We start from the raw sequence: 23,942 nt of genomic DNA on the forward strand, positions 1-23,942 counted from the left end.
GTCACGACCGCTGCCTTCGGCCCAGCCGGTAGATGCCGTAGGTGGTGGCGAGGATGACGTCCACGGCCGCCCAGAGGGCGACCAGCAGCCAGACGCCGATCGCGGTGCCGACATCCCCGGCGTCCCGGCACACCTGGAGCGCGTCCCCCGTCAGCCCCGCACAGGCCTCGGGATCCGCGTCGGCGCCGTTCAGCGCGGCGATGATCCAGACGAGGAAGAACACCTGGACCGCGAGGAAGACCCAGAAGAAGATCCGGCGCGGCTTCCTCGGGCCGGGAGCGGAGCGCGTCGGCCTTTCGGGGCGCGGACCCCACGTAGGGGGCTGCGCGGGAGGGGGCGGGAGCGGGGTGTCGGCCATGGACGGAACCTCCTCACGCCACGATCCCACCCCTCGACGCAGAACGCCCCCGGCCCGCGTATGCGCAGGTCGGGGGCGTGCCGGTGGAGACCGACTCAGTCGAGGTAGTCGCGCAGCACCTGCGACCGCGACGGGTGGCGCAGTTTCGACATGGTCTTCGACTCGATCTGGCGGATGCGCTCACGGGTGACCCCGTACACGCGGCCGATCTCGTCGAGGGTCTTCGGCTGGCCGTCGTTGAGGCCGTAGCGCATGGAGACCACGCCCGCCTCGCGCTCCGAGAGCGTGCCCAGGATGGACTGGAGCTGCTCCTGCAGGAAGGTGAAGGAGACCGCGTCCGCAGGCACGACGGCCTCGGAGTCCTCGATGAGGTCACCGAACTCGCTGTCGCCCTCCTCACCCAGCGGGGTGTGCAGGGAGATCGGCTCGCGGCCGTACTTCTGGACCTCGATGACCTTCTCGGGGGTCATGTCGAGTTCCTTGCCCAGCTCCTCCGGAGTGGGCTCGCGGCCGAGGTCCTGGAGCATCTGGCGCTGCACGCGGGCGAGCTTGTTGATGATCTCGACCATGTGCACGGGGATGCGGATGGTGCGCGACTGGTCGGCCATGGCGCGCGTGATCGCCTGCCGGATCCACCAGGTCGCGTACGTGGAGAACTTGAAGCCCTTGGTGTAGTCGAACTTCTCCACGGCGCGGATCAGGCCGACGTTGCCCTCCTGGATCAGGTCCAGGAAGAGCATGCCGCGGCCGGTGTAGCGCTTGGCCAGGGATACCACCAGACGGAGGTTTGCCTCCAACAGGTGGTTCTTCGCGCGGCGGCCGTCCTCGACGAGGATCTCCAGCTCGCGCTTGAAGGCGGGCTTGTGGTCCTCCTCCTCTTCGAGCTTGTACTCGGAGAAGAGACCGGCCTCGATGCGCTTGGCGAGCTCGACCTCCTGCTCGGCGTTGAGGAGCGGCACCTTGCCGATGAGCTTGAGGTAGTCCTTGACCGGGTCGGCGGTGGCACCGGCCACCATGACCGTCTGCGCCGGGGCGTCGTCCTCGTCGTCGTCGGACAGCACGAAGCCCTGGGCGCCGGCCTTGGGGGCCCCCTCCTCGGCCTCGTCGACGAGGTCCTCGGCCGCCCAGTCCTCGCCCTCGACGACCGGGTTCTCGCCCTCGTCGGCGTCCTTGGCGCTGGTCTTCTTCGCCGCGGCGGTCTTCTTCACGGCGGTCTTCTTGGCGGCGGTCTTCTTGACCGTGCGCTTCTTCGGCTCGGCGGCGGCCTCGGCCGGCGCCGCCTCCGCAGCCGCGGCGGCCGACGGAGCGGATATCGCCGAGGCCGTGGACGTGACCGCGGTGGCCGCGGCGGGGGCCGCGGTCTTGCGCGCACCGATGGGGCGGGGCGCGGCGGCGGCCTTCTTGGCCACGGTGCGGGCGGGGGCGGCGGCAGCCTTGCGGGGCTTCTTGGCGGCAGCCTTGGTGGCGGGGGCCGCGCTGACGTGAAGGGCGACACCCTCCTCGTCGAGGACCTGGTTCAGGCTGCGCAGGACCCGCTTCCACTGGTCCACCGGGATGCGGCCGGCCTCGAAGGCCTGGCGCACGTCGTCACCGTTGATGTGACCCTGCTCGCGGCCGCGCTCGACGAGCGCGACGAGGGCCTCGGATTCGGCGATCTCCGGAGGGAACGTACGGGACGGGCTGAGCGACACAAGGAGCCTCTCGTTGCGAACAAATATGGGGTGGGCGGGACATCATCACGCGAACTCGGGAAACAGACCCGAGGGGGGTCTGTATTCCGGGCCGCGCGAGGACACCTGTCGGTTCATCGCATGCCCGAGTCGATTCGTTACGCGCTGAATTGAGTGACCTGCGCCACGCTGCGACCGGGCAACCCGATCCGGCGCGAATCCGTCCGCCCTCCGCGTCAGCCCTTTTTGCGGGCTTCGATCAGGAAGCGGGCGGTGTGCGCGACGAACGGACCGTCGCGCTCGATCCGTTCGTGCAGCTCGCGCAAGCGGTCCCGGTACTGCCCGACCGTGAAGCCGGGCACCATCCAGATCACCTTCCTCAGAAAGTAGATCACGGCTCCGATGTCGTGGAACTCGGCGCGCAGCCGCTCGGAGCGCAGGTCCACGACATCGAGACCCGCCTTCGTGGCGTCGGCGACCGCGTCGTCGGGGTGCCGGGCGCGCCGGACCTCCTCGGGCTGGGGCCCGAGAAAATATTCGACGAGTTCGAAGACGCTCGCCGGGCCGACCTGCTGCGAGAGATACGTTCCGCCGGGTGTCAGCACCCGGGCGATCTCGTCCCACCAGATGGTCACCGGGTGCCGACTGGTCACCAGCTCGAATGCCTCGTCGCCGAAGGGCAGGGGCGGCTCGTCGGAGTCCACCACCACCACCGCGCCCAGCGGGTGCAGCAGCCGGGTCGCCCGCTCGACGTTGGGCGGCCAGGACTCGGTGGCCACCGTCAGGGGCGGCAGGGGGCCGGACCCGGCGAGGACCTCGCCGCCGCCGGTCTGGATGTCCAGGGCGGACCGGACCCGGGCCAGGCGCTCGGCCATCAGGCGCTGGTACCCCCAGGAAGGACGCTGCTCGGTGGCCCGCCCGTCGAGCCAGGAGAAGTCCCAGCCGTCCACGGACACTGACTCGGCCTCGGCGACAAGATGGTCGAAAGTACGCGTCATGTACTGATCGTCGCAGGTCGGGCGCCGGACGACCACCGATTTGGTCGACTACAGTGGTCGGCGGGCCGTGACTGGCGTTCGGGTGGATCACCACCGGGGAGCGGCCCGGCGTACCCGAGGACCTCCCGTACGTCGACTGCCGCGCGCCTGGGCGAACCGCGATCCGCGCACCGCGCACCGCAGCGACGTTCAGGAGACCCCGTGACGACTGCCCAGCAGACCGCCCCCGCCGCCGGCACCGCCCGGCTGATGGACGGCACCTCCCTCGCCCGCCGCATCTCGGAGCAGACCGCCGCCCTCGCGGCGAAGATCACCGAGCGCACCGGCACCGCGCCCTGCCTCGCGACCGTACTCGTCGGCGAGGACCCCGCCTCCGTCACCTACGTGCGCATGAAGCAGAACCGGTGCGCGAAGGCCGGGATCACCTCCCGCCACGTGGAGCTGCCGGCCTCGACCACCACGCAGGAGCTGGTGGCGGCTATCACGGCCCTGTCCGAGGACCCGGAGATCAGCGGCATCCTGCTCCAGCACCCCGTCCCGCACCACATCGACGAGCGTGCCGCCTTCGAGGCCATCGCCCCCGGCAAGGACGTGGACGGGGTCACCATGCACTCCTTCGCGGCCATGGGCTTCGGCCTGCCGGGCTTCGTCTCCTGCACCCCCGGCGGCATCATGCGCCTGCTCGCCGCGTACGACGTGGACCTGACCGGCAAGCACGCCGTGGTCGTCGGCCGCAGCGCGATCCTGGGCAAGCCGGCCGGGATGCTGCTGCTGGAGCAGAACGCCACCGTCACCTACTGCCACTCCCGCACCCGGGACCTGTCCTCGATTGTGCGCCAGGCGGACGTGCTGGTCGCCGCTGTCGGCAAGGCCGAGTTCATCCGGGGCGAGGACATCAAGCCGGGCGCGGTGGTCCTGGACGCCGGCTACAACGAGGGCAACGTCGGCGACGTTCACTTCGAGTCGGCTGCGGCCCGGGCGTCGCTGATCACGCCCGTGCCGGGCGGTGTCGGACCGATGACCATCGCCGTCCTGCTGGAGCAGACCGTGCAGGCCGCCGCGGCGCAGGCCGGGCTGGACCTCGCGCAGCTCTGATCCACCCGGCCGGCAACCGGGGGCGCCCCGGACTCCGGTCCGGCGCGCCGCCGTGTCCCGGCCCTCAGGTGCACGTGCGGAACTCGCCGGCCAGGGCGGTCTCGCCGCTCATCGGGCCTGTCCGACGGGGTCGGCGGGGCCGACGGGATCGGTTGCCGGACCGGCGGGGGCGGCGCCGGCGCCGCCCCCGCCCGCACTGCCGGCGCCTGCGCCGGGCGCCGGGTCGAGCCCGGCCACGGCCCGCTCCGCCGCGGTGAGCGGCGGCCCCTTCAGCGCGCCCCGGTCGGAGGCGCGCACCACGTGCCAGACCACCGCCGGGCGGAGCCAGTGGGTGGGCTCGATACTCATGGTGAGGACGTTGAACAGGGCGGCGGTGAGCGCCTCGTCCGTGGTGGCTCCCGTCATCAGGCGGTTGACATAGCCGTTGAGCACGTTGGTGCCGGCGCGCGGCTTCATCCCGGTGGCGCCCGGATACAGGATGTCCTGCGACGTGGCGAGCTCCCAGGCGGTGCCGACCTGGGGGGCGATCACGCGCTGCGCCTCGCGGCCGATCCCGGGGTGGGCCAGGCCCTTGCCCCGCAGCAGGGTGCGTACGGCGAGCAGTCCCTGGGCGGCGACGGTCATGCCCTGTCCGTACAACGGGTTGAAGGTGGCGACGGAGTCGCCCACGGCGAAGAAGCCGTCGGGCAGCTCGGCCTTCTCGAAGTAGATCCGGCGGTTGGCGGTGCCCTGGGTGACGGCGACGTCCGTGAGGGGCTTGCGGTGCTCCAGCAGCTCGCCGACGATCGGGTCGCGGACGGACTTGGCGAACGGGATGAACGCGTCGGGGTCGCCCGTCGGCTGGCCGCCGCGAGTGCCGGACAGGGTCGCCTGCCACTGGCCGTTCTCGATGGGCACGATCGTGGCGGTCTGCCCGGGCACGGGCACCCGCGGGTCGGACTGCACGTTGACGATGGGGAAGCCCATCTCGTGTGCGCCGGCGGGGGCCTCGAAGATCCGGGTCGCGTAGACGAGCCCGGAGTCGACCTCGGCCTGCCGGATGCCGCTCACTCCGAGTGCCTGGAGCCACGTCCGGGCCCGTGATCCGCGGCCGCTGGCATCGACCACGAGATCGGCCGTCACCAGCCGGTCCTGTTCCCCGGGGGTGTCGACCCGGACGCCGGTGACCCGGGCCGCCGTGCCCTCCAGGCCCCGGACCCGGCTCTGCTGGAGGGTCGACACCCCGGCGAGGCCGGTGACGCGGGCGCGGACCACCGAGTCGAGGAGGTCGCGGCTGCAGGAGATGTTGAACTGCTTCTCCCCGCAGCGCGGGATCCAGCCCTGGGCGGTCTTGGTGACCAGGTCGGTGGGCAGGCTGCGGCGGATGGCGCCGGCCTTCGTCCAGTCGTCGGTGATGCCGGGCAGGATCCGCTCGATGGCCCGGGCGCCGCCGGACCACAGCAGGTGGGTGTGCCGGGCCTGCGGGAGCCCGCGGCGCGGGGCCGGCCCCTCGGGCAGCGGGTCGGCGTCGATGACGGTGACCGTGGCGTGCTCGGCGAGGACAGCGGCCGCGAGGAGGCCGGCCAGACTGCCGCCTATGACGACGGCGTGGCGGGGCGGTGAGGACTGGTTCATCGTGGCGTGCTCTCTGTCAGGGCCGTGCTGAGGGCATCGGCGTGAGGGATGCGGCGACTGGCTGGTGCTGGGCACGGCGTGGCACGGGGCATCCCCCAGCCGAGTGAGGACTTGGTGCGTTCGATCACCTCGGGGAACTGCTGCTCCCGGGGCGACGGCAGGTGGGGGCGCAGGATGGTGCCGAGGTGCAGGCCGAAGGTCTCGGCCCGGATCTCCGCCGGGTCCCCCTGGTCGGCGCGTGCGGCGGCCTGCCGGACCACCGTGTCCGGTCCGGTGCCGGGCGGGAAGGAGGTGAAGTGGAAGTCCACCTTCCGATCTCCGCCGCGCCGCCGGGCGTAGGCGGCGCACAGCGCCACGACGATCTCCCCGGCATTGGCCGGGGCCTTCGGGCGTGCGCCCTCCAGCACCTCGGAGCCCAGCTTGCGCACGGCCCGTGTGGTCCTCATGGTGCTTCTCCCTCGGCGGCGGCGCCCTCGGTCGGCGCCCCGCCCTTCCCGCCCGGAATTCCGAGCTGCCCCTCGCGTGCGAGGAGATCGTCCAAGTGGTCGGCCAGGGACTTCCAGCCCTGGGGCGACAGCCGGCCGGCCCGCGTGACGATGCTGCGTACGTCGTGGGCACGCAGCACGGCCAACATCGGATTCTCCCGCTCCCGTTCCACGCACTCCAGTTCGCCCTCGATCAGCGCGAGCGCGGTGGCGAGCGCCTCGGTGTCGTCGGCGAGCAGGAAACCGCCGTCGACGCCGTAGAAGCGCTGGATCCCGGCGGCCGCCACGAGGTTCGGCATGCCCTCGCCCTGGGCGAGGCGGGTCAGCGACTGCCCCGTCGCATCGAAGGACTTGGCGATGGCCGTCAGCGAGTGGGCCTGGCCGTCCTCCCGCGGCCGGGTGCGCCGCAGGTGCTCGAACCGCTGGTGCACCTGCTCCTTCAGGTGGAGCCGGGGCGGCCGGCCGTCGAGGGTCTGCCGGATGGCCCGGGGCGTCATGCCGGTCAGGTACGAGAGGTGCTCCAGGTCTTCCCGGCCGTCCGAGACGGTGGTGGCGGACAGGGCGAGGGCCCGTTCCACCGCGCTCTTGCTGTCGGCCAGCAGGAAGCCGGCATAGACGCCGAAGAACCGCTGCACGCCCGCCGCGTGACCCATTCGCAGCAGCCCGGTCCCCGCGTTGAGCGGACCGAGGGAGGCGCCGGGCGCGTCGAAGTCGTGGGCGATGGCGGCCAGCGGCCACTCCCGGCCGTGCTTGTCGCGCCGGGTCGCGCGCAGCAGCCGGAACCGCTGGTGCACACGCTGCTCCAGGGGCACTTCGGCGGCCGTCCCCGCCACCACACCGGGAACGCGCTGGGGTGCGACGCCGGACAGGTGGCTCAGCCGTCCCACCGCCAGCACCTCGCCGGGATCCCGGCCGCACCGCTCCGCGAGGGCCGCGACACGCCGCCAGATCGCGGGGAGGTCGGGTCGTGCGGTGGCTCGCACCGGCGGAATCTCCATATGTCGACAAGGCGTTCGAGTGGTTCGGGCTGCGTGAAGCCTAGCCCCCCACCCCCTGCCGAACCACGGGAACCCCCAATGTTTCCTGGCGCCGGCCTCAAAAGCCGTTGGCATGACCTCGGAGGTAATCGACCCCCGTGGCGGGTCGCGGCACAGTGGGGGCGTCGGATTTCCGGGGCCGCGCACCCGGTTCCGGAATCCGGCTCCCACCTGCCCGTTCGACCTCGAAGAGGCTGATTCCCCATGTCCGCGACCCTGCTCGCCGGTTTCGCCCGTACCTCCGTGCCGCAGCTCGCGCTGCGTCGCTTCCTCGCCCTCGACGCCGTCGTCACCACCGGCAACGGCCTCGCCTACGCCGCCTTCTCCGCGCCGCTGGGACGGCTGCTCGGGGTCGGGCAGGAGCTGCTCCTGGCCCTCGGCGTCATGCTCGTGCTGTACGGCGCCGCCGTAGGGTGGCTGGCCTCGCGCAGCCAGCCCCCGGCGCTCGCCGTGAAGGCCGTCGTCGAGACCAACTACGCCTGGGCCGCGCTGAGCGTGGTGGCCCTCGTCGTCTGGTTCTCGCCGACCGTCGCCGGGACCGTGTGGATCCCGGCGCAGGCCCTCACCGTCGCCGGCTTCGCCGTGCTCCAGCAGCTCGCCCTGCGCTCAGTCGCCGAGTGAGCGCAGGTACTTCACCGTCGCCGGGTCGGCCGGGAGCATCGTCTCGATGGCCAGCTCGGCGACGGTCACGTCCATCGGCGTGTTGAAGGTCGCGATGGACGACACGAAGGACAACAGGTGGCCGTCGTGCTCGATGACCAGCGGGAGCGCGATGTACGGGACGGGCTCCTCCGGTCCGCCCCCGCCCGGGCGTTCGGCCACCGGGTAGGCGGAGACCTCCTCGTACAGCGCGCGCAGCGGCTCCGAGCGGGCCAGGGCGATCTGGCGCTCCATCTGGGCGAGCAGGTGCCCGCGCCACTCCCTGAGGTTGCGGATCCTCGGCGCCAGGCCCTCGGGGTGCAAGGTGATCCGCATCGCGTTCAGCGGAGGCGTCAGCAGGTGCTCCGGCAGACCGTCCAGCAGCATCAGGATGCCCCGGTTGGCGGCGACGACCTCGTACGTGGCGTTCACGACCAGCGCCGGGTAGGGCTCGTATCCGGTCAGCAGCCGCTCGATGCCCTCCCGCAGCGTCTCCATCGCCGGGTCGTCGAGTGCGGTCTGCGCGTAGTGGGGGGCGTAACCCGCGGCGAGCAGGAGGGAGTTGCGCTCGCGCATCGGGACGTCGAGGTGGTCGGCGAGCTTGAGCAGCATCTCCTCGCTCGGCCGGGAGCGACCCGTTTCGATGAAGCTGATGTGCCGGGAGGAGGAGTCGGCGCGGCCCGCCAGCTCCAGCTGGCTGATGCCGCGCCGCTCCCGCCATGCGCGGAGCAGGGCGCCGACCGCGGGCGTCGAGGAGGTCATGGCCCCGACGGTAGCCCAGCCCGCCGGACGGGGACTCCGGCGCGATCAGCCGACATCGAAGACGTTGCGCAGGCCGAGGCGGTGGCGCCACAGGTCGTGCCGCTTGGCCGCCTCCATCTCCGGCGCCCGGTACAGCGGCCGGACGGTGCACCGCTGCGCCGTCGAATCGTCCTGGTCCAGCAGGCTGTTGACGGCCGCGCGGGCCGACGCGTTGGCGCCCTCCATCGTCGCCAGGTCGATGTCGACGGCGACGTAGTCCCCGCTGAGGAAGAAGTTCGGTATGCGCGTGCCCGCGCTCGGCCGGTTGCGGAGCGTGCCGACCGGGTGGATCAGCAGCTCGTCCTCGTTGGTGGGGTTCGGGGTGCCGAGCCCGTCCACCCCGGGGTCCAGGAACCACGAGTGCAGCTTCGAGTCGGACAGCAGCGTCCTGCCGGCGTCGTTGAGGGATGCCTTCAGCTGCGCCCACACCTCGCGCGCCACCTCGTCGCGGGTGCACTGCTTGGCCGTCTTCCCGTACAGGATCCCCGGCTTGTCCCATTCCGATATGTCCACCGACAGGCAGTCGACCGCCGCCCCGTCGCCGTAGTCGGCGGGGAAGTCCCGCGCCGGCCAGTGCTCCGCCTGCTGGATCGCCGTCAACGACCAGGGTGAGTCGATGCAGTTGAAGTGGCCGTGCACCAGCGGGGCCCGTTCGGTCAGGTAGAACTGGATGCCGGTCATCCAGTCGGTCTGGAGCCTGTCGCAGCGCCCCAGCATCGGGTCGGCGGCCCGCAGCCCGGCGCTCCAGGTGCGCCGGGCGTGTTCGACGGGCAGGGCGCTGACGTAGTGGTCGGCGGTCACGGTCTGCCGCGCGCCGTCGGGGCTCTCGACCGCGACCCCGCTCACCCGGCCGTTTCCGTACTGCACTTCCCGTACGGTCCAGCCGATCCTGAAATTCACGCCGAGGGAGCGCAGATGTGCCTCCCACGGGTCGATCCACGCCTCGTTGGTCGGCAGGTTGAGTATCCGGTCCGGCGGGCCGTCCGCCCCGCGGCCCAGAAGGTTGAAGACGAAGGCCTCGCCGAGGGTGCCGACCGTGCGGGTGGAGGCCTCCTCCGCCTTGGTCGCCACGATGTTGCGGGTGACGCCGACCGCCAGGATGCGCTGGTACTCGTTCGACATCCGCGCGGCGCGGGTGAACTCCCACCACGGCGTGTTCTCCCAGACCTCGGTCCGCCGCTCGTCGCAGCTGGTGAGGAAGACGAGGACGCGGTCGACGAAGTACGCCGTCTCGTGCAGCGGCAGCCGGACCGCGGTCTGCAGGATGCCGGAGAGGGCGCGCCGCACCTCCTCGGGCGTGAGGGCGGCGGGGGAGTGGCCGGGCCAGGGGATGGGGCCGCGCAGGTCCTCGCGGCCCCCGGCGCGGGCGAACATCATCTCGGGCGGTGCGACCAGGTTGCCCCACACCCCGTTCTCGTTGCCCGGGAAGGGGATGCGCCGCATGGTGTCGGGCAGGTTGTGGTAGATGCCCGGGATGAAGCGGAATCCGTGCTCCGCCGGCAGCGGTCTGCGGCCGCCGCGGGCGCTGCCCGGCACGTCCATGCTGCGGGCCTTGCCGCCGAGCGCCCGGCGCTCGTACACGGTGACGGCGTAGCCGCGCTCGGCGAGTTCGTGCGCCGCGGTCAGGCCCGCGACCCCGCCGCCGAGGACGGCGACGCGCCGGCCGTTCGGCTGCGGCGTCGAGGGCGGTGCGGGCTGTTCCGCCGAGGCGGTGGCGGCGGCCGCCGCCGGCGCCGCCAGGGCCGCCGCGGCCTGGGCCGACAAGGCCGCGGCGCCCGTGCCCGCGATGAACGTACGCCTGGAACTTCCGGTGCCCGCCATGGCGAATGCCCTTTCGTTACCGCTGGTAACAGTCCCGTTCGGCGCAGGAGCCTAAGGGGCGCGCGCCGGGGGCGGAAGGCGCAGAAGTACCCGAGCGCACTATGGCGCGAAAGGTTCGATCCGGCGTGCACTGTGGGAACCTTGACTACACGTCACGGGGAAAAGGAGCCGGGTGCATGCCGAGTGAACCGCTGTCGCAGAAGGAGATCGAGGACCGCCTGAGGGAACTCCCCGGCTGGGCCTTCGAGGACGACCGGATCATCCGTACCTACCGACTGGGCACCCACTTCGCGGCCAGCGCCCTGGTCGCCCACATCGCCTCCGTCCAGCAGGAGTTGAACCACCACTCCGACCTGACGCTCGGCTACAACACCGTGCGGCTCTCCGTGAACAGCCACGACGCCGGAGGCGTGGTGACAGAGACCGACTTCGCCCTCGCCGAGCGCGTCGAGTCCCTCGCCCCCGCCCACGGCGCGAGCTGATGACCACGCACATACCCACCGCGAAACCCCTGCTCGACTACGACGCGGAGGCCGAGGTCTACGACGCCTCCCGCGGCGGTATCCCCCGCGCCGAGGCCGCCGCGGCGGCCGTCCTCAGCCTCCTCCCGGCGGACGTGGGAACCCTCCTCGACCTCGGCTGCGGCACGGGCATCGTCACCGCCCGGCTCACGCGCCCCGGGCTGCGCGTCCTGGGCGCCGACGCCTCCCACGGCATGGCCGCCGCCGCACTGCGCCGCGGCGTCCCCGTCGCCCTCGCCGACGCCGCCCGGCTGCCCCTGCGCCCGGGCTCGCTGGACGCGGTGAGCGCGGTGTGGCTGCTGCACCTGCTGCGGGAGCCCGGGCTGGTGCCCGCGGTGATCGCCGAGGCGGCCCGGGTGCTGCGGCCCGGCGGGGTCCTCGTCGCCACCGTGGACAAGGACTCCGCGCACGATGTCGGCAGCGACATCGACGCCGTCTTCGCCGCGCACCTGACCCCGACCCCCTCGGACGCCTCCGGGGAGGTCGAGGCCCACGCGGCCCGGGCGGGCCTGCGCCCCGGCGGCGAGGCCCGCTTCACCGGGCACGGCCAGGGCCGCACCCCGCGCGGCTCCGCCGAGGCGCTGCTCGCGGGACGGTACGCCTCACGCATCGTCCCGCGCGGCATCACCGCACCGGAGCTGGCTGCCCGGCTCGAACTGCTGCCCGACCAGGACACCCCGCGCGCGGAGCCGGTGTACCGCCTGCGGAGCTTCGTACGGATGTGACGGCCCGGCCGGGGCCGGCGCTCACGCCGGCTCCAGCCGCCACCACTGCGACGGGGAGTCGGTGTCCTCGCCCTGCCGGACCCGGCCCTGCGCGTCGGCCTCCAGCGGCAGGCCGCTGATGCAGGCGATCAAGGACACCACGCCCGGGGCGTCGAGGTGCTCCTCGACGATCCACTCCTGCGCGCCGAAGGCGTTCGCCCGCCACACCTGCACCCGGGCCCCGCTCTCGGTCGACGCGTTCGCCACGTCGAGGCGCCTGTCGTTGTCCTCGCTCACCACGTGGAAGATCCCGCCGCCGCTGTGCACCGGCGCGATCAGCCACCGGCGGGCGGCCTCCGGAGCGGGCGGGCCGTCCGGGCCGACCCGCACCCGGGAGGCGCCCTCCAGCTGGAGCACCAGCCCGCTGTCCACGTTGCGGATCCGGTAGATCCCTTCGGGAAGGTTCACCCGGTCGCCCTCACACGTCGAATTCGGCCGGGTCCGGGCCGATCCGGCGGCCCGCCGCGCCCGCGCCCAGGGCGTCCAGCGCGGCCATCTCGGCCGCGTCCAGCTCGAAGCCGAAGACGTCCAGGTTCTCCCGGATGCGGGCCGGGGTCACGGACTTGGGGATCACGACGTTCCCGCGCTGGAGGTGCCAGCGCAGCACCACCTGCGCGGCGCTGCGGCCGTGCGCCTCGGCGATCGCGGTGACGGCCGGCAGCGTGAGGAGCTCCTTGCCCTGGCCCAGCGGGGACCACGCCTCGGTGACGATGCCGCGCGCGGCGTGCTCGGCGCGCAGTGCGGCCTGCGGGTGCAGCGGATGCAGCTCGACCTGGTTCACGGCCGGCACCAGGGCGCTCCCGGCGGCGATCCGGTCCAGGTCCTGCGGCCGGAAGTTCGACACGCCCACCGCCTTGGCGCGGCCGCTCGCGGCGATCTCCTCGAAGGTCTTCCAGATGGCGACGAAGTCGTCGCGCATCGGGCGAGGCCAGTGGATCAGGTACAGGTCGACGTGGTCGAGGCCCAGCTTGGCGAGGGAGTCGTCGAAGGCGCGCAGCACCGCGTCGCGGCCCCATGTCTGCTTCGGGCCGTTCCACAGCTTGGTGGTGACGAACAGTTCCTCGCGCGGCAGCCCGGACGCGGCGACGGCTTTGCCCGTGCCCTTCTCGTTGCCGTAGATGGCCGCCGTGTCGATGCTGCGGTAACCGGCCTCCAGGGCGGTCCCCACGGCGCGCTCCGCCTCCGCGTCCGGCACCTGCCAGACGCCGAAGCCGAGCTGGGGCATGAGCGTGCCGCTGTTGAGCTTGATGGCCGGGACCTGGTTCACGTCGGGTCGTTCCCTCACGTCGGCGCGTTGGTGCGCGGTGGTAGAGCGTCGTACGAGGGGCGACAACCGGCCCCTCGCACCACGTATTCCCGCCGGCCGGGCGTGTCCGTCACCCGAGGTACGCCTCCCGCACCAGCGGGTCCGCCCGCACCTCGGCCGGCGTGCCTTCGGCGAGCACCGTCCCGAGGTCCAGTACGACGACCCGCGCGCAGAGGTCCATCACGAAAGCCACGTTGTGCTCCACCAGCAGCACCGCGCATCCCTGCTCCGCCGCCAGCCGCCGCACCACCGCGGCGAGCCGTTCGCGCTCGGGCGCCGACATGCCGGACGCCGGTTCGTCCAGCAGCAGCACTCGTGGGGGATCGGCCACCGCACGTGCCAGCTCGACCATCCGGGCCTGCCCGACGGGCAGCCCTCCGGCGCACGAGGTCCCGAGCCCGCCGATCCCGCAGTCGGCCAGCACCCGCTCGCCGCGCACCCGCCGGTCCCGTTCCCGGGCGCGCCGGGCCGGGAGGGCGAGCAGGTCGGCGGCCGGGCCGCCCCCGCCGCCCCGCCACTCCTGCGCCACGAGCACGTTGTCGGCCACGCTGAGCTGCCCGAACAGCTGCTGGCGCTGGAACGTCCGGCGCATTCCGTGCCGGGCCCGCCAGACGGGGGAGCGGCGTGTGATGTCCGCCCCGTCCAACAGGATCCGGCCCCGGTCGGGCCGGCGGATTCCCGACATGACGTCGAACAGGGTGGTCTTACCGGCCCCGTTGGGCCCGATCAGCCCACACACCTCCCCCGCCCGGACCCCGAGGTCCACCCCGCTCAGCGCCTCGACGCCGCCGAAGCGCACGCCGACACCAGCCGCGTGGAGCACGTAGCCGCTCATGTGCCCATCCCCAGATACGCCTCGGTGAGCCGGTCGGCCTCCACCTCGTCACGCGGGCCGCACCAGGAGACCCGGCCCTGGGAGAGGCAGGCCACGGTGTCGGCGACGCCCAGGATCCCGGCCGCCTTCTCCTCCACCAGGAGCAGCGCGGTGCCTTCGTCGCGCAGCTCGGTGAGCAGCGCGTACACCTCCTCCGCGACGCGCGGCGCCAGCCCGAGCGAGGGCTCGTCGGCGATCAGCACAGCGGGCGGCCGCTGCAGCAGGGGAGCCAGGGCCAGCATCTGCTGCTCCCCGCCGGACAGGGCGCCGGCGCTCACCCCGCGGCGTTGGGCCAGCCGGGGGAAGCGGTCGTAGACGCAGTCCCGGGCGTCCGCCTCCGGCAGGTACAGGGCCAGGTTCTCCTCGATGGTCAGGGACGGGAAGATCCCCCGGCCCTCGGGAGCGAGCACCACCCCGGCCCGCGACCGGCGTACGGCGCCGTCGCCCGTGGCGTCCCGCCCGGCCACGTACACCGCCCCGGCGTCGGCGGGCAGGAGCCCGGCGGCCACCCGGCACGCGGTGCTCTTCCCGGCGCCGTTCGGCCCGAGCACGGCGAGGATCTCCCCGCGCCGTACGACGAGGTCGATCCCGTGCAGCACGAGCCCGCCGTCGTATCCGGCCGTGACGCCGCGCAGCTCGAGGGCGGGCCGTGCGGGGCTCTTCCCCGCCCCGTCCCTTCCCGAGCGGCCGGGTTCCGTCCCCGGCCCCCCGTCGCGGGGCTCCGCGTCGCAGCCCCGGGCCTGCAACGCCGGCGGATTCGTCCTGTCCGGGGCGGGGGAAGGCCCCGAGGGAAGCCGTGCCCGTCGCCGGGCCAGCCGTACCGGTACGGCCGCGCAGTACCCGTCGGGGTCGTTGGCGAGGGCCAGTCCGGCCAGGCCGAACAGGATCACCGGCAGGTGTGCGGACTCCGTCACGTAGTCGGACAGCAGCCGCGGGGCCACCGCGTACACCAGCCCGGCCACCACCGCGTACTGCGGACGCCGCACGCCGGCCGCGACCACCACCGCCAGCCAGACCAGGCCCGTCATCGCCGTGAAGTCGGTCGCCGTGACGCGGGTGTGGTACGACGCGTACATCACGCCCCCGAACCCGGCCAGCCCGGCGGACAGGGTGAACAGCAGCAGTTTGGTGCGCAGCACCGAAATCCCCGAGGCCGCCGCCGCTGCCGGAGCCGACCGTACGGCCAGCATGGCGCGCCCCGACGGGGAGCCGCGCAGCGCGCTCAGCCCGGCGGCCACCAGCGCGACGAGCACCACCAGGGCCACTCCGAGCGCCCGGTCGTCGGAGAGGTCCACCGGCCCGAGGACGGGGCGGGGGACCGACCAGCCCGTGTCGCCGTTGCGCAGCCAGCGCAGTTGGAACAGCACCTGGTCGGCGAGGAAGGCCAGGGCCAGCGTGGCGAGCGCCAGCGATCTGCCGCCGAGCCGCAGCGCCGGCAGCGCGACCAGTGCCCCCAGGAGCGCCGCCGCGCACGTGCCGACCGCCAGCGCGGCGGCGAAGGGCCAGCCGCGGCTCATGAGCAGCCCGGCCACGAGCGCGGCCCCGGTGACGAAGGTGCCCTGTGCGAGGGACACCATCGCCCCGAGCCCGGTCACCACGGTGAAGGACATGAACACCAGGGCCACGGCAAGCCCTTGCGCCAGCAGCCCGCTCCAGAAGGGTGTCGTCACGGTGTAGAACGCCACGCACAGCAGTCCCGCGCCCGCCGCCCACACCCCCCACCGCCGCCCCCACGCAGCCCCGTCGAGGTGGTCCACCGGCGGGGCGTCCACGGCGGAGACCCCCGCGGTCCGGGCCCTGCGGGTCAGTACGAGCAGCCCGCCGAACAGGATCAGGAAGGGCACCGCCGTACGGAAGCCCGTGACGGACTCGGCGAAGGACGCGTAGCCCGCGACCAGGTTCTGCAGAACCCCCAGCCCCAGCCCGCCCGCGAAGGCGAGGGGTACGGACGCGAACCGCCCGATGACCGCCGCCGTGGCCGAGACGAACAGGAACAGCGTGAAGTCGTGGGCGGACAGGCCCAGCAGCGGGGTCGCCAGTACGCCCGCCAGCCCGGCCAGCGCCGAGGCGATCATCCATGCCGCCGACGACAGCCGGTCGGCGCTGATCCCGCGCAGTTCGGTCAGGGAGCGGTTGTCGACGCAGGCCCGCAGCCGCAGTCCCGTCCGCGTGTGCCGCATCAGCACCCACAGGGCCACCGCCACCAGCGCGGTGACCACCCAGGTGATCAGCTGGTCGGAGTCGATGCCGACGCCCTCCGTGAGCTGCCAGGACTTCGCCGGGCTCGGCCCCACGCCCGGCAGCCCGAACCGGTTCTCGGCCGGTTCCACCGGGGCGCCCGCGTCCGCCAGCAGTTCGACCGCCCACAGTCCGGCGGCGGGCAGCGCCACCAGCAGCCCTATGGTCGCGACGATCTGCGCGGTCTCACCGACCCGTGCGAGCCGCCGGAACATCAGCCGGTCCAGACCCCAGCCCAGACCGGGCGCGAGGACGAACACCACCAGCAGTGCCGCCGGGACCGCCGGCCAGCCCAGCCCGGAGTGCAGTTCGTAGAAGGTGAGCGCGCACAGGTAGGCGGTGGCCCCGTGGGCGAAGTTGAACAGTCCGGATGCCGAGTACGAGAGCACCAGTCCGGTGGCGAGCAGCGCGTACAGGGCGCCGGAGACCAGACCGCTCAGGACGAGGACGAGCAGATCCCCCATGGCGCGGCCCTACTTGAAGGGGATGGGCTCGTGGCACTTGAACGGGACGGAGACCTCGTACGCGCCGTTCTTCAGCTGTACGAGCGCCCCGCAGCCGAAGCTGTCCTTCTGCCCCTTGGGCAGGGCGCGGTCGCCGACGAGCGTGCCGGTGTCGGAGAAGTTCTGCGCGGCCGCCTGGAAGGACTCGACGGTCAGGCTCCTGCCGGCCTTCTGCGCGATGGACACGAACAGGTCGGCCGACATGTAACCGGTGAGATGGTGCATGGTGAGCGGCACGTCCTTGCCGCCGGCGGCCGCCTTGATGTCGGCCTTGAACTGCGCCATCCTCGGATGGTCCGACTCGAACGGCTGGAACTGCAGCAGCACGTGGACCCCGTCGAGGGCCTGCCGGGTTGCGTCCTGGGCGAGCAGCCCGGGGTCGTAGTCGGTCGGGTCGGAGAGCAGCCCCTCGTACCCGCTGCGCTTGAGAGCGGTGAAGAGTCCGATGTTGTTGGGGGTCTGCATGACGGAGACCACGGCGTCGGGGGCCTTGCCGTCGTCGCTGGAGAGGATCTCCTTCACGTACGCGGACCAGTCGCTGGGGACGGCGGTGCCCGGTACGGAGGCCTTGGCGTAGGAGACCTCGAAGCCGGCGCTGGCGAAGCCCTGCTGGAAGGTCCGGATGCCGAACTTCCCGGCGTCGCTGTCGTTGGCGATGACCGCGACCGACTTGCCCCTGGCCCCACCGAGGATCTGGGCGATGCCCTCGGGCCAGGTCTGGTTCAGGGTGCCGCCGGGGGAGGGGACCAGGCAGCCGTTGAAGCCGTAGATGTACGTGGGCCCGCAGAAGGAGGGCAGGGTGCCCCAGCCGAAGGTGGGCACCTTCTCCTGCTCCAGGAAGTCGGCGCCCGAGAAGGTCACGGAGCTCATGGGGGACACTGCGAAGACCTTGTCCTGCTGGACGAGCTTGCGGGCGGCCGCCATGTTCTTCGCGGGGTCCTGGCCGTCGTCCTCCGCACCCAGGTATTCGATCGTGCGGCCGTTGACTCCGCCCTCGGCGTTGGCTCTCAGGTAGCGGGCCCTGGCGCCGAGGTCGGTGTCCTTCTTGCTGTAGCCGCTGGCTGTGGTCATGGAGACGATGCCGCCCACTTTGATCGAGTCGGCGCTCACCCCGCGCGTGATGCCGGACGCGTCGCCGGGCCCGCCCGGAGCGGTGCCGTTGCCGGAGGCGGAGTTGCAGGCGGAGACGAGCGCGACGGCCGCCGCCGCGGCGGCCAGGGTGCGGATCGGTCGCAACATGTCGGGGATCCCCTCCGGTCGGAATCCCCGCATTCTGTGTGTGAGCTGACGGATCGTCAATATTCATGGCGTAGTTAAGTGACGAACCGTCAGATGTGGTGGTTCCGCGCCCCGGATCCGGCGCGGTTCACGTCCGGTAGAGCGCGGCGACCTCCTTCTCGTACACCTTCTCGATCGCCCTGCGCTTGAGCTTCAGCGAGGGGGTCAGCAGCCCCCGCTCCTCCGTGAACTGCTCGCCCAGCACCCGGAAGGTGCGGATCGCCTCCGCCTGTGAGACCAGGGTGTTGGCGGCCACGACCGCCCGGCGGACCTCCGCCGTCAGCTCCGGGTCGCTCACCAGGTCCGCGGCCGGCATCTGCGGTCTGCCGCGCATCGACAGCCAGTGCGCTATCCCCTCCATGTCCAGGGTGATCAGCGCCGCGATGTACGGCCGGTCGTTGCCCACCAGCACGCACTGCGCCACCAGCGGATGCGAACGGACCCGCTCCTCCAGCGCCGCCGGGGCGACGCTCTTGCCGTTGGACGTCACCAGGATGTCCTTCTTGCGCCCCGTGATGGTCAGATAGCCGTCCTCGTCCAGCCGCCCCAGGTCTCCGGTCGCCAGCCACCCATCCCGCAGCACCGCCTCGGTGGATCGCGGGTCGCCCAGGTAGCCGGAGAAGATGTGCTCGCCGTGCAGCCAGACCTCCCCGTCGTCCGCGATGTGCACCGTGCTGCCCGGGATCGGTCGGCCCACCGTCCCGTACTTCGTCCCCTCCGGGGGGTTCGCCGTCGCCGCCGCGCAGGACTCCGTCAGCCCGTACCCCTCGAACACCGTGATCCCGGCGCCGTCGAAGAACAGCCCGAGGCGGCGCGACATCGCGGAACCGCCCGACATGGCGTACCGCACCCGCCCGCCCATCGCCTCCCGGACCTTCCCGTACACGAGCCTCTCGAAGAGCTGGTGCTCCATCCGCAGCGCAGCCGACGGGCCCGGCCCGGTGCCGAAGGCCTTCTCCTCGCGCGCCTGCGCGTACCGCACGGCCGTCTCCACGGCCCGGTCGAAGGGCCCCGTACGCCCCTCCGCCTCCGCCTTGCGGCGGGCGGCCGCGAAGACCTTCTCGAAGACGTGGGGTACGCCGAGCACGAAGGTCGGCCGGAACGCCGCCAGGTCCGGCATCAGCTCGGCCGCCGCCAGCGCCGGCTGGTGCCCGAGCTTGACCCGCGCCCGCACGGCCGCCACCTCCACCATCCGCCCGAAGACATGGGCCAGCGGCAGGAAGAGCAGCGTCGACGGCCGGTCGCCCTGCCTGCCCTGGAACACCGACTCCCAGCGGGCCACCAGGGTGTCGGTCTCGTACATGAAGTTCGCGTGCGTGAGCACGCACCCCTTGGGGCGGCCGGTGGTCCCCGAGGTGTAGATCACGGTCGCCGTCGCGTCGGGCGTCACGGCACCGCGGTGGCGGTGCACGACGTCCTCGGCGACCGAGCGGCCGTCGGCGACCAGCGCGTCCACCGCCCCGGCGTCCAGCTGCCACAGCCGCTTCAGGTGGGGGAGCCGGTCGATGACCGACCCCACCGTCATGGCCTGGTCCTCGTTCTCCACGACGCAGGCCGTGCAGTCGGTGTCGTAGAGGATCCAGTGCACCTGCTCGGTGGAGGACGTCGGGTAGACGGGGACGGGCTGGGCGCCGATCGCCCACAGCGCGAAATCGAAGAGCGTGAACTCGTACCGGGTGCGGGACATGACGGCCACCCGGTCCCCGAACCGCACCCCCTGGGCCAGCAGCCCCTTGGCGAGCGCCAGCACCTCGGCGGCCAGCTCGCCGGACGTCACGTCCCGCCACACCCCGGCGGTCTTCCGGCCGAGGACCACCCGGTCCGGCTCGTCCCGGGCGTGCTGGAAGACGACGTCGGCCAGCCCGCCGACAGGCGCGCCCGTGACGATCGGTGGGACGGTGATCTCGCGCAAGGCCCCGCTCCTCTCCGCGCGCCGCGGTGAACGTACCTCAGCGTCAAGGGGGGTTGATCGGCGTTCGGATACCTCCACAAGACCTCCCCAGTGATCACGCCGTTCACGCCGCTGACGTGCGGCTCACGGGGCGCGGGCCGGTCACCGTGCGCCCCGCGGCCACTCCCGTGCGCCGGGTGCCGGGCCGACGCGCCGGGCGGTCCGCCGGGCCGTCCGCCGGGTGGCACGCCGAGCGGTCCGCGAGACGGTGCACCGGTGGTGCGGCGGGCCCGTACCGGCTGGTCGGGGACACGTTGCGCCGGGGGACCGGCAGACGGTCCGCCGGGTGGTCCGGCGAGTGTTTCGAGGGGCGGGCCGGCCGGTGCAGGCGGTCAGCCCGTGCGGGTGAGCCGGTCCGCGCCCGAAAGGACCGCCGCCGCCAGCGCCTCGGCCGCGGGCGACGCACGCGGCCCGCGCAGCAGCGCGAACTCCACCGGCCCCAGCTCAGGCAGCCCGCCCACCCGCACCAGACCCGGCGGGATCAGCCCCCGCGTGTGCGCCATCACCCCGAGCCCGGCCCGGGCCGCGGCGACCAGACCGCTCAGGCTGCCGCTCGTGCACGCGATCCGCCACGCCCGGCCGTCCCGTTCGAGCACCTCCAGGGCACGCGCCCGGGTGATGCCCGGCGGCGGGAACACGATCAGCGGAACCGGCCGCTCGGGATCCACCCGCAGCCCCTCCGCGCCGATCCACACCATCCGGTCCCGCCAGACCAGTCGGCCCCGTTCGTCCCCCGGCCCCCGCCGCTTCGCCAGCACCAGGTCGAGGCGCCCCGCGTCCAGCCGTTCGTGCAGCGTGCCCGACAGCTCCACCGACAGCTCCAGGTCCACCTCGGGGTGCTGGTGCCGGAAGCCCTCCAGGATCTCCGGCAGCCGCGACAGCACGAAGTCCTCCGAGGCTCCGAACCGCAGCCGCCCCCGCAGCCGCGTGCCCGTGAAGAAGGCCGCCGCCCGCTCGTGCGCCTCCAGGATCGTCCGCGCGAAGCCGAGCATCGCCTCGCCGTCCTCCGTCAGCTCCACGCTGTGCGTGTCCCGCAGGAACAGCGGCCGCCCGGTCGCCTCCTCAAGCCGCCGCACGTGCTGGCTGACCGTGGACTGCCGTACGCCGAGACGCCCCGCGGCCTGCGTGAAGCTCAGCGTCTGGGCCACCGTGAGGAACGTCCGCAACTGCACCGGTTCGTACACCCCCCCATCCTAGGGCCCCTCATCGTGTTCTGTGATGACAGTCAGAGCGGTGTACGGGTTTCCCGATCACCGTCGGGGCGCGACCATGAAAAGGAACACCGTGAAGGGAGGGAGAGCACCCGGTCCCACCCGCCCCGAAAGCAAGTGAGCACCCGCGCATGCGCCGCCCGCACCTCCCCGCCCGGCTCCCCCTGGACCCGTACATCCTGGCCCTGCTCGCCACCGTCGCCCTCGCCGCCCTGTACCCAGCGCGCGGCGCGGCCGCCACGGCCGCCGGCGCCGCCTCCACCGCGGCCGTGGCCCTCCTCTTCTTCCTCTACGGCGCCCGGCTCTCCACCCGCGAGGCGCTCGACGGCCTGCGCCACTGGCGGCTGCACCTCACCGTGCTCGCCTGCACCTTCCTGCTCTTCCCGGTCCTCGGCCTCGCCGCGTGCGCCCTCGCTCCCGGCCTCCTGCCGCCCGCCCTCCAGAGCGGCCTGCTCTTCCTCTGCCTGGTCCCCTCGACCGTCCAGTCCTCGATCGCCTTCACCTCCATCGCCCGCGGCAACGTCTCCGCCGCGATCTGCGCCGGCTCCTTCTCCAGCCTGGCCGGCATCGTGCTCACCCCCCTCCTCGCAGCCGTCCTCCTCGGCGGCCGCACGGGCGGCTTCTCCCTCGACTCCCTCCTCAAGATCACCCTCCAGCTCCTGCTGCCCTTCCTCCTGGGCCAGGCCCTGCGCCGCTGGGTCGGCGGCTTCCTCACCCGCCACAAGAAGACCCTCGGATACGTCGACCGCGGCTCGATCCTGCTCGTCGTCTACACCGCCTTCGGTGCGGGCATGGCCGCCGGCATCTGGCAGCAGGTGAGCCCCCTGCGCCTGGGCGCGCTGATGCTCCTGGAAGCCGTACTCCTCACGGTCATGCTGCTCGTCACCTGGTACGGCGCCGCCCGCCTCGGCTTCGAGCGCGAGGACCGCATCGCCATTCAGTTCGCCGGGTCGAAGAAGAGCCTGGCCGCCGGACTTCCCATGGCCAGCGTGCTGTTCGGCGCACAGGCCGGCCTCGCCGTGCTCCCGCTGATGCTCTTCCACCAGATGCAGCTGATGGTCTGCGCGGTCCTCGCCCGGCGCCGTGCGGAGGACCCCCGGCCCGAACTCGCCGCCGACCGTGTGGCGGAGGTCTCCCGCTCGTCCCAACAGGTGGCTCCCCAGGGCCGGTAACGTGCGGTGGTGACCTGGATACGCCCGCTCGGCGCCCACGCCGAACGCCCCTGCACCCTGGTGGTCTGCCGCGGCTGCTGCTGCGGCGACCCCCGCAAGAACCCCGGCTCCGACCACGCCGGCCAGCTCGCCCGGCTGCGCGAGGCCGCGGCCGCCTCCCAGGGCCGCCTGGCCGTCCGTACGAGCGACTGCCTCGGCCCCTGCGCCCAGGCCAACGTCATCGTGGTCCAGCCCACCACCGAAGCCCGCCGCCGCGGCGCCCGCGCGGTGTGGTTCGGCTGGGCCCTGGACGACACCGCCACGGACGAGATCATCGCCTGGGCCGAATCCGGCGGCCCGGGCTCCACCCCGCTCCCGGCCACCCTGGACCTCCACCGCATCGACCCGCCGGCCCCGAAGCCGCCCGCGCCCTCCACGCGCCGGGGCCGCCGGGGGCGCTGACGTGCAGAACCTCGCCCGCGCGGTGCTCGTCCTGTTCGGTCTGCCGGTCCTGGTCACCGTGAACACGGCGTTCTGGACCGAAGGCGGCAGACCCTCCGTGCCGCTGACTGCGCAGGACCGGCACTCCGACGAGGACCCGGGGATCCTGATCCTGATCAAGTCCGCCGCATACGGGACGCCCGCCGTACAGGCCTGTGACCACTGGTTCACGCTCCGCGGCACGGGCAAGGAGGGCACCACGGGCGATGGCAGTGACGTGCGGGCCACGTTCCTCGGCGACGAACGCGGCAGCAGGGAGCCGTTCCGGCGCGCCGCTACAGGGTGATCCGCTCCTCGCCCGCGTAGATGTTCATGTCCGGGCCGCGCAGGAAGCCGACCAGGGTCATGCCCGACTCCAGCGCCAGGTCCACCGCCAGCGAGGACGGCGCGGAGACCGCCGCCAGCACCGGGATGCCCGCCATGACGGCCTTCTGCGCGAGTTCGAAAGAGGCCCGGCCCGAGACCAGCAGCACCGCGCCCGTCAGCGGGAGCCGTCCCGCTTGGAGCGCGCGGCCGACGATCTTGTCCACCGCGTTGTGCCGGCCCACGTCCTCGCGCAGGTCGAGCAGTTCGCCCCCGGCCGTGAACAGCCCCGCCGCGTGCAGGCCGCCCGTGCGGTCGAAGACCTTCTGGGCCGCGCGCAGCCGGTCCGGAAGCCCGGTGAGGACCTCCACCGGCACCCGCACCGGATCGACGGCGACCCCCGGGAACCGGCTCGCCGTCCGGACCGCGTCCAGGCTGGCCTTCCCGCACAGACCGCAGGACGAGGTGGTGTAGACGTTCCGCTCCAGCGTGATGTCCGGCACCGGGACCCCGGCGGCCAGCTGCACGTTGACCACGTTGTAGGTGTTCGACCCGTCCTGAGCCGCCCCCTCGCAGTAGGTGACCGCCTGGACGTCGGAGGCCGTGCCGAGCACCCCCTCGCTCACCAGGAAGCCAACCGCCAGGGCGAAGTCGTCACCCGGCGTGCGCATCGTGATGGCCAGCGGCCTGCCGTTCAGCCGTATCTCCAGCGGCTCCTCGGCCACCAGTGTGTCCGGGCGGACACCCGCCCCGCCGTTCCGGATCCGGACGACGCGACGGCGTTCGGTGACCCGTCCCATGGTGATCAGCCCACCCCTTCTGT

The 23,942-nt window shown here is 72.9% G+C and carries 23 protein-coding genes and 1 riboswitch; of the genes, 7 read left to right on the top strand and 16 right to left on the bottom strand.

From position 1 onward, the window contains the following. Position 1: 1 nt before the first annotated feature. From ACZ6JS_RS18665 to ACZ6JS_RS18675, 3 genes are all read right to left on the bottom strand, one after another. The gene (locus ACZ6JS_RS18665) at positions 2-358 is read right to left on the bottom strand and encodes a hypothetical protein (protein WP_469299185.1); all 357 of its coding nucleotides are present in this window, start codon (positions 356-358) and stop codon (positions 2-4) included. Positions 359-453: 95 nt separating this feature from the next. Beyond that, the gene (locus ACZ6JS_RS18670) at positions 454-2,049 is read right to left on the bottom strand and encodes an RNA polymerase sigma factor (RefSeq protein WP_469299187.1); all 1,596 of its coding nucleotides are present in this window, start codon (positions 2,047-2,049) and stop codon (positions 454-456) included. A gap of 215 nt (positions 2,050-2,264) precedes the next feature. Beyond that, positions 2,265-3,026, bottom strand: a complete 762-nt coding sequence (locus ACZ6JS_RS18675; protein ID WP_469299189.1) for a methyltransferase domain-containing protein — start codon at positions 3,024-3,026, stop codon at positions 2,265-2,267. Positions 3,027-3,083: 57 nt separating this feature from the next. Then, positions 3,084-3,186: riboswitch (ZMP/ZTP riboswitch) on the top strand. 89 nt (positions 3,187-3,275) lie between these two features. On the opposite strand from ACZ6JS_RS18675, the gene ACZ6JS_RS18680 reads away from it, so the two are divergent. After that, entirely contained in the window at positions 3,276-4,121 is an 846-nt protein-coding gene (locus ACZ6JS_RS18680; RefSeq protein WP_469299404.1) for a bifunctional 5,10-methylenetetrahydrofolate dehydrogenase/5,10-methenyltetrahydrofolate cyclohydrolase, read from the top strand. A gap of 108 nt (positions 4,122-4,229) precedes the next feature. Here ACZ6JS_RS18680 and ACZ6JS_RS18685 read toward each other — a convergent pair whose 3' ends face one another. Genes ACZ6JS_RS18685 through ACZ6JS_RS18695 form a run of 3 tightly spaced genes read right to left on the bottom strand, consistent with a single transcriptional unit; the run spans position 4,230 to position 7,203 of the window. After that, complete coding sequence (locus tag ACZ6JS_RS18685) at positions 4,230-5,735, bottom strand: NAD(P)/FAD-dependent oxidoreductase (RefSeq protein ID WP_469299190.1); 1,506 nt, start codon at positions 5,733-5,735, stop codon at positions 4,230-4,232. Then, positions 5,732-6,181 (bottom strand): hypothetical protein, encoded by a 450-nt coding sequence (locus ACZ6JS_RS18690; RefSeq protein WP_469299192.1) that lies wholly within the window; start codon positions 6,179-6,181, stop codon positions 5,732-5,734. The genes ACZ6JS_RS18685 and ACZ6JS_RS18690 overlap by 4 nt, the downstream gene beginning before the upstream one ends. Continuing rightward, positions 6,178-7,203, bottom strand: a complete 1,026-nt coding sequence (locus ACZ6JS_RS18695; protein ID WP_469299194.1) for a hypothetical protein — start codon at positions 7,201-7,203, stop codon at positions 6,178-6,180. The genes ACZ6JS_RS18690 and ACZ6JS_RS18695 overlap by 4 nt, the downstream gene beginning before the upstream one ends. Before the next feature lie 258 nt (positions 7,204-7,461). Between ACZ6JS_RS18695 and ACZ6JS_RS18700 the strand changes: the two genes are divergently transcribed. After that, the gene (locus ACZ6JS_RS18700) at positions 7,462-7,878 is read left to right on the top strand and encodes a hypothetical protein (protein ID WP_469299195.1); all 417 of its coding nucleotides are present in this window, start codon (positions 7,462-7,464) and stop codon (positions 7,876-7,878) included. Here the strand turns inward: ACZ6JS_RS18700 and ACZ6JS_RS18705 are convergent. Next, positions 7,864-8,658, bottom strand: a complete 795-nt coding sequence (locus ACZ6JS_RS18705; RefSeq protein ID WP_469299197.1) for a helix-turn-helix domain-containing protein — start codon at positions 8,656-8,658, stop codon at positions 7,864-7,866. The two genes, ACZ6JS_RS18700 and ACZ6JS_RS18705, sit on opposite strands and share 15 nt — an antisense overlap. 45 nt (positions 8,659-8,703) lie before the next feature. Continuing rightward, the gene (locus ACZ6JS_RS18710; protein ID WP_469299198.1) at positions 8,704-10,518 is read right to left on the bottom strand and encodes a hydroxysqualene dehydroxylase; all 1,815 of its coding nucleotides are present in this window, start codon (positions 10,516-10,518) and stop codon (positions 8,704-8,706) included. Between the two features lie 176 nt (positions 10,519-10,694). Here ACZ6JS_RS18710 and ACZ6JS_RS18715 point away from each other — a divergent pair, with 176 nt between their 5' ends. Next, positions 10,695-11,000 (top strand): 4a-hydroxytetrahydrobiopterin dehydratase, encoded by a 306-nt coding sequence (locus ACZ6JS_RS18715; protein ID WP_469299199.1) that lies wholly within the window; start codon positions 10,695-10,697, stop codon positions 10,998-11,000. Positions 11,001-11,029: 29 nt separating this feature from the next. Then, positions 11,030-11,764, top strand: coding sequence for a class I SAM-dependent methyltransferase (locus ACZ6JS_RS18720; protein WP_469299405.1), 735 nt, complete (start codon positions 11,030-11,032; stop codon positions 11,762-11,764). Between the two features lie 21 nt (positions 11,765-11,785). On the opposite strand, the gene ACZ6JS_RS18725 is transcribed toward ACZ6JS_RS18720, so the two are convergent. The 7 genes from ACZ6JS_RS18725 to ACZ6JS_RS18755 all read right to left on the bottom strand — a co-directional run bounded on the left by ACZ6JS_RS18725 (position 11,786) and on the right by ACZ6JS_RS18755 (position 21,137). Then, positions 11,786-12,211, bottom strand: coding sequence for an RICIN domain-containing protein (locus ACZ6JS_RS18725; protein WP_469299201.1), 426 nt, complete (start codon positions 12,209-12,211; stop codon positions 11,786-11,788). Positions 12,212-12,221: 10 nt separating this feature from the next. After that, complete coding sequence (locus tag ACZ6JS_RS18730) at positions 12,222-13,070, bottom strand: aldo/keto reductase (protein ID WP_469299203.1); 849 nt, start codon at positions 13,068-13,070, stop codon at positions 12,222-12,224. 109 nt (positions 13,071-13,179) lie between these two features. Further along, positions 13,180-13,944 (bottom strand): ABC transporter ATP-binding protein, encoded by a 765-nt coding sequence (locus ACZ6JS_RS18735; RefSeq protein ID WP_469299205.1) that lies wholly within the window; start codon positions 13,942-13,944, stop codon positions 13,180-13,182. Then, positions 13,941-16,685, bottom strand: coding sequence for an ABC transporter permease subunit (locus tag ACZ6JS_RS18740; RefSeq protein ID WP_469299207.1), 2,745 nt, complete (start codon positions 16,683-16,685; stop codon positions 13,941-13,943). Before ACZ6JS_RS18740 ends, ACZ6JS_RS18735 begins: the two co-directional genes overlap by 4 nt. 9 nt (positions 16,686-16,694) lie before the next feature. After that, a complete protein-coding gene (locus ACZ6JS_RS18745) occupies positions 16,695-17,963 on the bottom strand; it encodes an ABC transporter substrate-binding protein (RefSeq protein ID WP_469299209.1) in 1,269 nt (422 codons plus the stop codon). Between the two features lie 127 nt (positions 17,964-18,090). Next, positions 18,091-19,914, bottom strand: a complete 1,824-nt coding sequence (locus ACZ6JS_RS18750; RefSeq protein WP_469299211.1) for an AMP-dependent synthetase/ligase — start codon at positions 19,912-19,914, stop codon at positions 18,091-18,093. Positions 19,915-20,285: 371 nt separating this feature from the next. After that, on the bottom strand, positions 20,286-21,137 hold the full coding sequence (locus ACZ6JS_RS18755) for a LysR substrate-binding domain-containing protein (protein ID WP_469299212.1): 852 nt from the start codon (positions 21,135-21,137) through the stop codon (positions 20,286-20,288). Positions 21,138-21,295: 158 nt separating this feature from the next. Between ACZ6JS_RS18755 and ACZ6JS_RS18760 the strand changes: the two genes are divergently transcribed. The 3 genes from ACZ6JS_RS18760 to ACZ6JS_RS18770 are packed head-to-tail and all read left to right on the top strand — an operon-like array spanning position 21,296 to position 23,102. After that, the gene (locus tag ACZ6JS_RS18760; RefSeq protein ID WP_469299214.1) at positions 21,296-22,336 is read left to right on the top strand and encodes a bile acid:sodium symporter family protein; all 1,041 of its coding nucleotides are present in this window, start codon (positions 21,296-21,298) and stop codon (positions 22,334-22,336) included. 9 nt (positions 22,337-22,345) lie between these two features. Then, positions 22,346-22,777, top strand: coding sequence for a (2Fe-2S) ferredoxin domain-containing protein (locus ACZ6JS_RS18765; protein ID WP_469299215.1), 432 nt, complete (start codon positions 22,346-22,348; stop codon positions 22,775-22,777). A gap of 1 nt (position 22,778) precedes the next feature. After that, positions 22,779-23,102, top strand: a complete 324-nt coding sequence (locus ACZ6JS_RS18770; RefSeq protein ID WP_469299217.1) for a hypothetical protein — start codon at positions 22,779-22,781, stop codon at positions 23,100-23,102. On the opposite strand, the gene fdhD is transcribed toward ACZ6JS_RS18770, so the two are convergent. After that, a complete protein-coding gene (gene fdhD, locus ACZ6JS_RS18775) occupies positions 23,092-23,919 on the bottom strand; it encodes a formate dehydrogenase accessory sulfurtransferase FdhD (protein WP_469299219.1) in 828 nt (275 codons plus the stop codon). The genes ACZ6JS_RS18770 and fdhD overlap by 11 nt on opposite strands. Positions 23,920-23,942 lie beyond the last annotated feature (23 nt).

The organism is Streptomyces sp. NPDC046349 (assembly GCF_055587885.1).

Coding starts and splice junctions, on each gene's coding strand:
- ACZ6JS_RS18700 (WP_469299195.1), top strand. CDS start 7,462: ATGTCCGCGACCCTGCTCGCCGGTTTCGCCCGTACCTCCGTGCCGCAG.
- ACZ6JS_RS18675 (WP_469299189.1), bottom strand. CDS start 3,026: ATGACGCGTACTTTCGACCATCTTGTCGCCGAGGCCGAGTCAGTGTCC.
- fdhD (WP_469299219.1), bottom strand. CDS start 23,919: ATGGGACGGGTCACCGAACGCCGTCGCGTCGTCCGGATCCGGAACGGC.
- ACZ6JS_RS18735 (WP_469299205.1), bottom strand. CDS start 13,944: ATGAGCGGCTACGTGCTCCACGCGGCTGGTGTCGGCGTGCGCTTCGGC.
- ACZ6JS_RS18760 (WP_469299214.1), top strand. CDS start 21,296: ATGCGCCGCCCGCACCTCCCCGCCCGGCTCCCCCTGGACCCGTACATC.
- ACZ6JS_RS18685 (WP_469299190.1), bottom strand. CDS start 5,735: ATGAACCAGTCCTCACCGCCCCGCCACGCCGTCGTCATAGGCGGCAGT.
- ACZ6JS_RS18740 (WP_469299207.1), bottom strand. CDS start 16,685: ATGGGGGATCTGCTCGTCCTCGTCCTGAGCGGTCTGGTCTCCGGCGCC.
- ACZ6JS_RS18665 (WP_469299185.1), bottom strand. CDS start 358: ATGGCCGACACCCCGCTCCCGCCCCCTCCCGCGCAGCCCCCTACGTGG.
- ACZ6JS_RS18690 (WP_469299192.1), bottom strand. CDS start 6,181: ATGAGGACCACACGGGCCGTGCGCAAGCTGGGCTCCGAGGTGCTGGAG.
- ACZ6JS_RS18710 (WP_469299198.1), bottom strand. CDS start 10,518: ATGGCGGGCACCGGAAGTTCCAGGCGTACGTTCATCGCGGGCACGGGC.
- ACZ6JS_RS18745 (WP_469299209.1), bottom strand. CDS start 17,963: ATGTTGCGACCGATCCGCACCCTGGCCGCCGCGGCGGCGGCCGTCGCG.
- ACZ6JS_RS18705 (WP_469299197.1), bottom strand. CDS start 8,658: ATGACCTCCTCGACGCCCGCGGTCGGCGCCCTGCTCCGCGCATGGCGG.
- ACZ6JS_RS18715 (WP_469299199.1), top strand. CDS start 10,695: ATGCCGAGTGAACCGCTGTCGCAGAAGGAGATCGAGGACCGCCTGAGG.
- ACZ6JS_RS18680 (WP_469299404.1), top strand. CDS start 3,276: ATGGACGGCACCTCCCTCGCCCGCCGCATCTCGGAGCAGACCGCCGCC.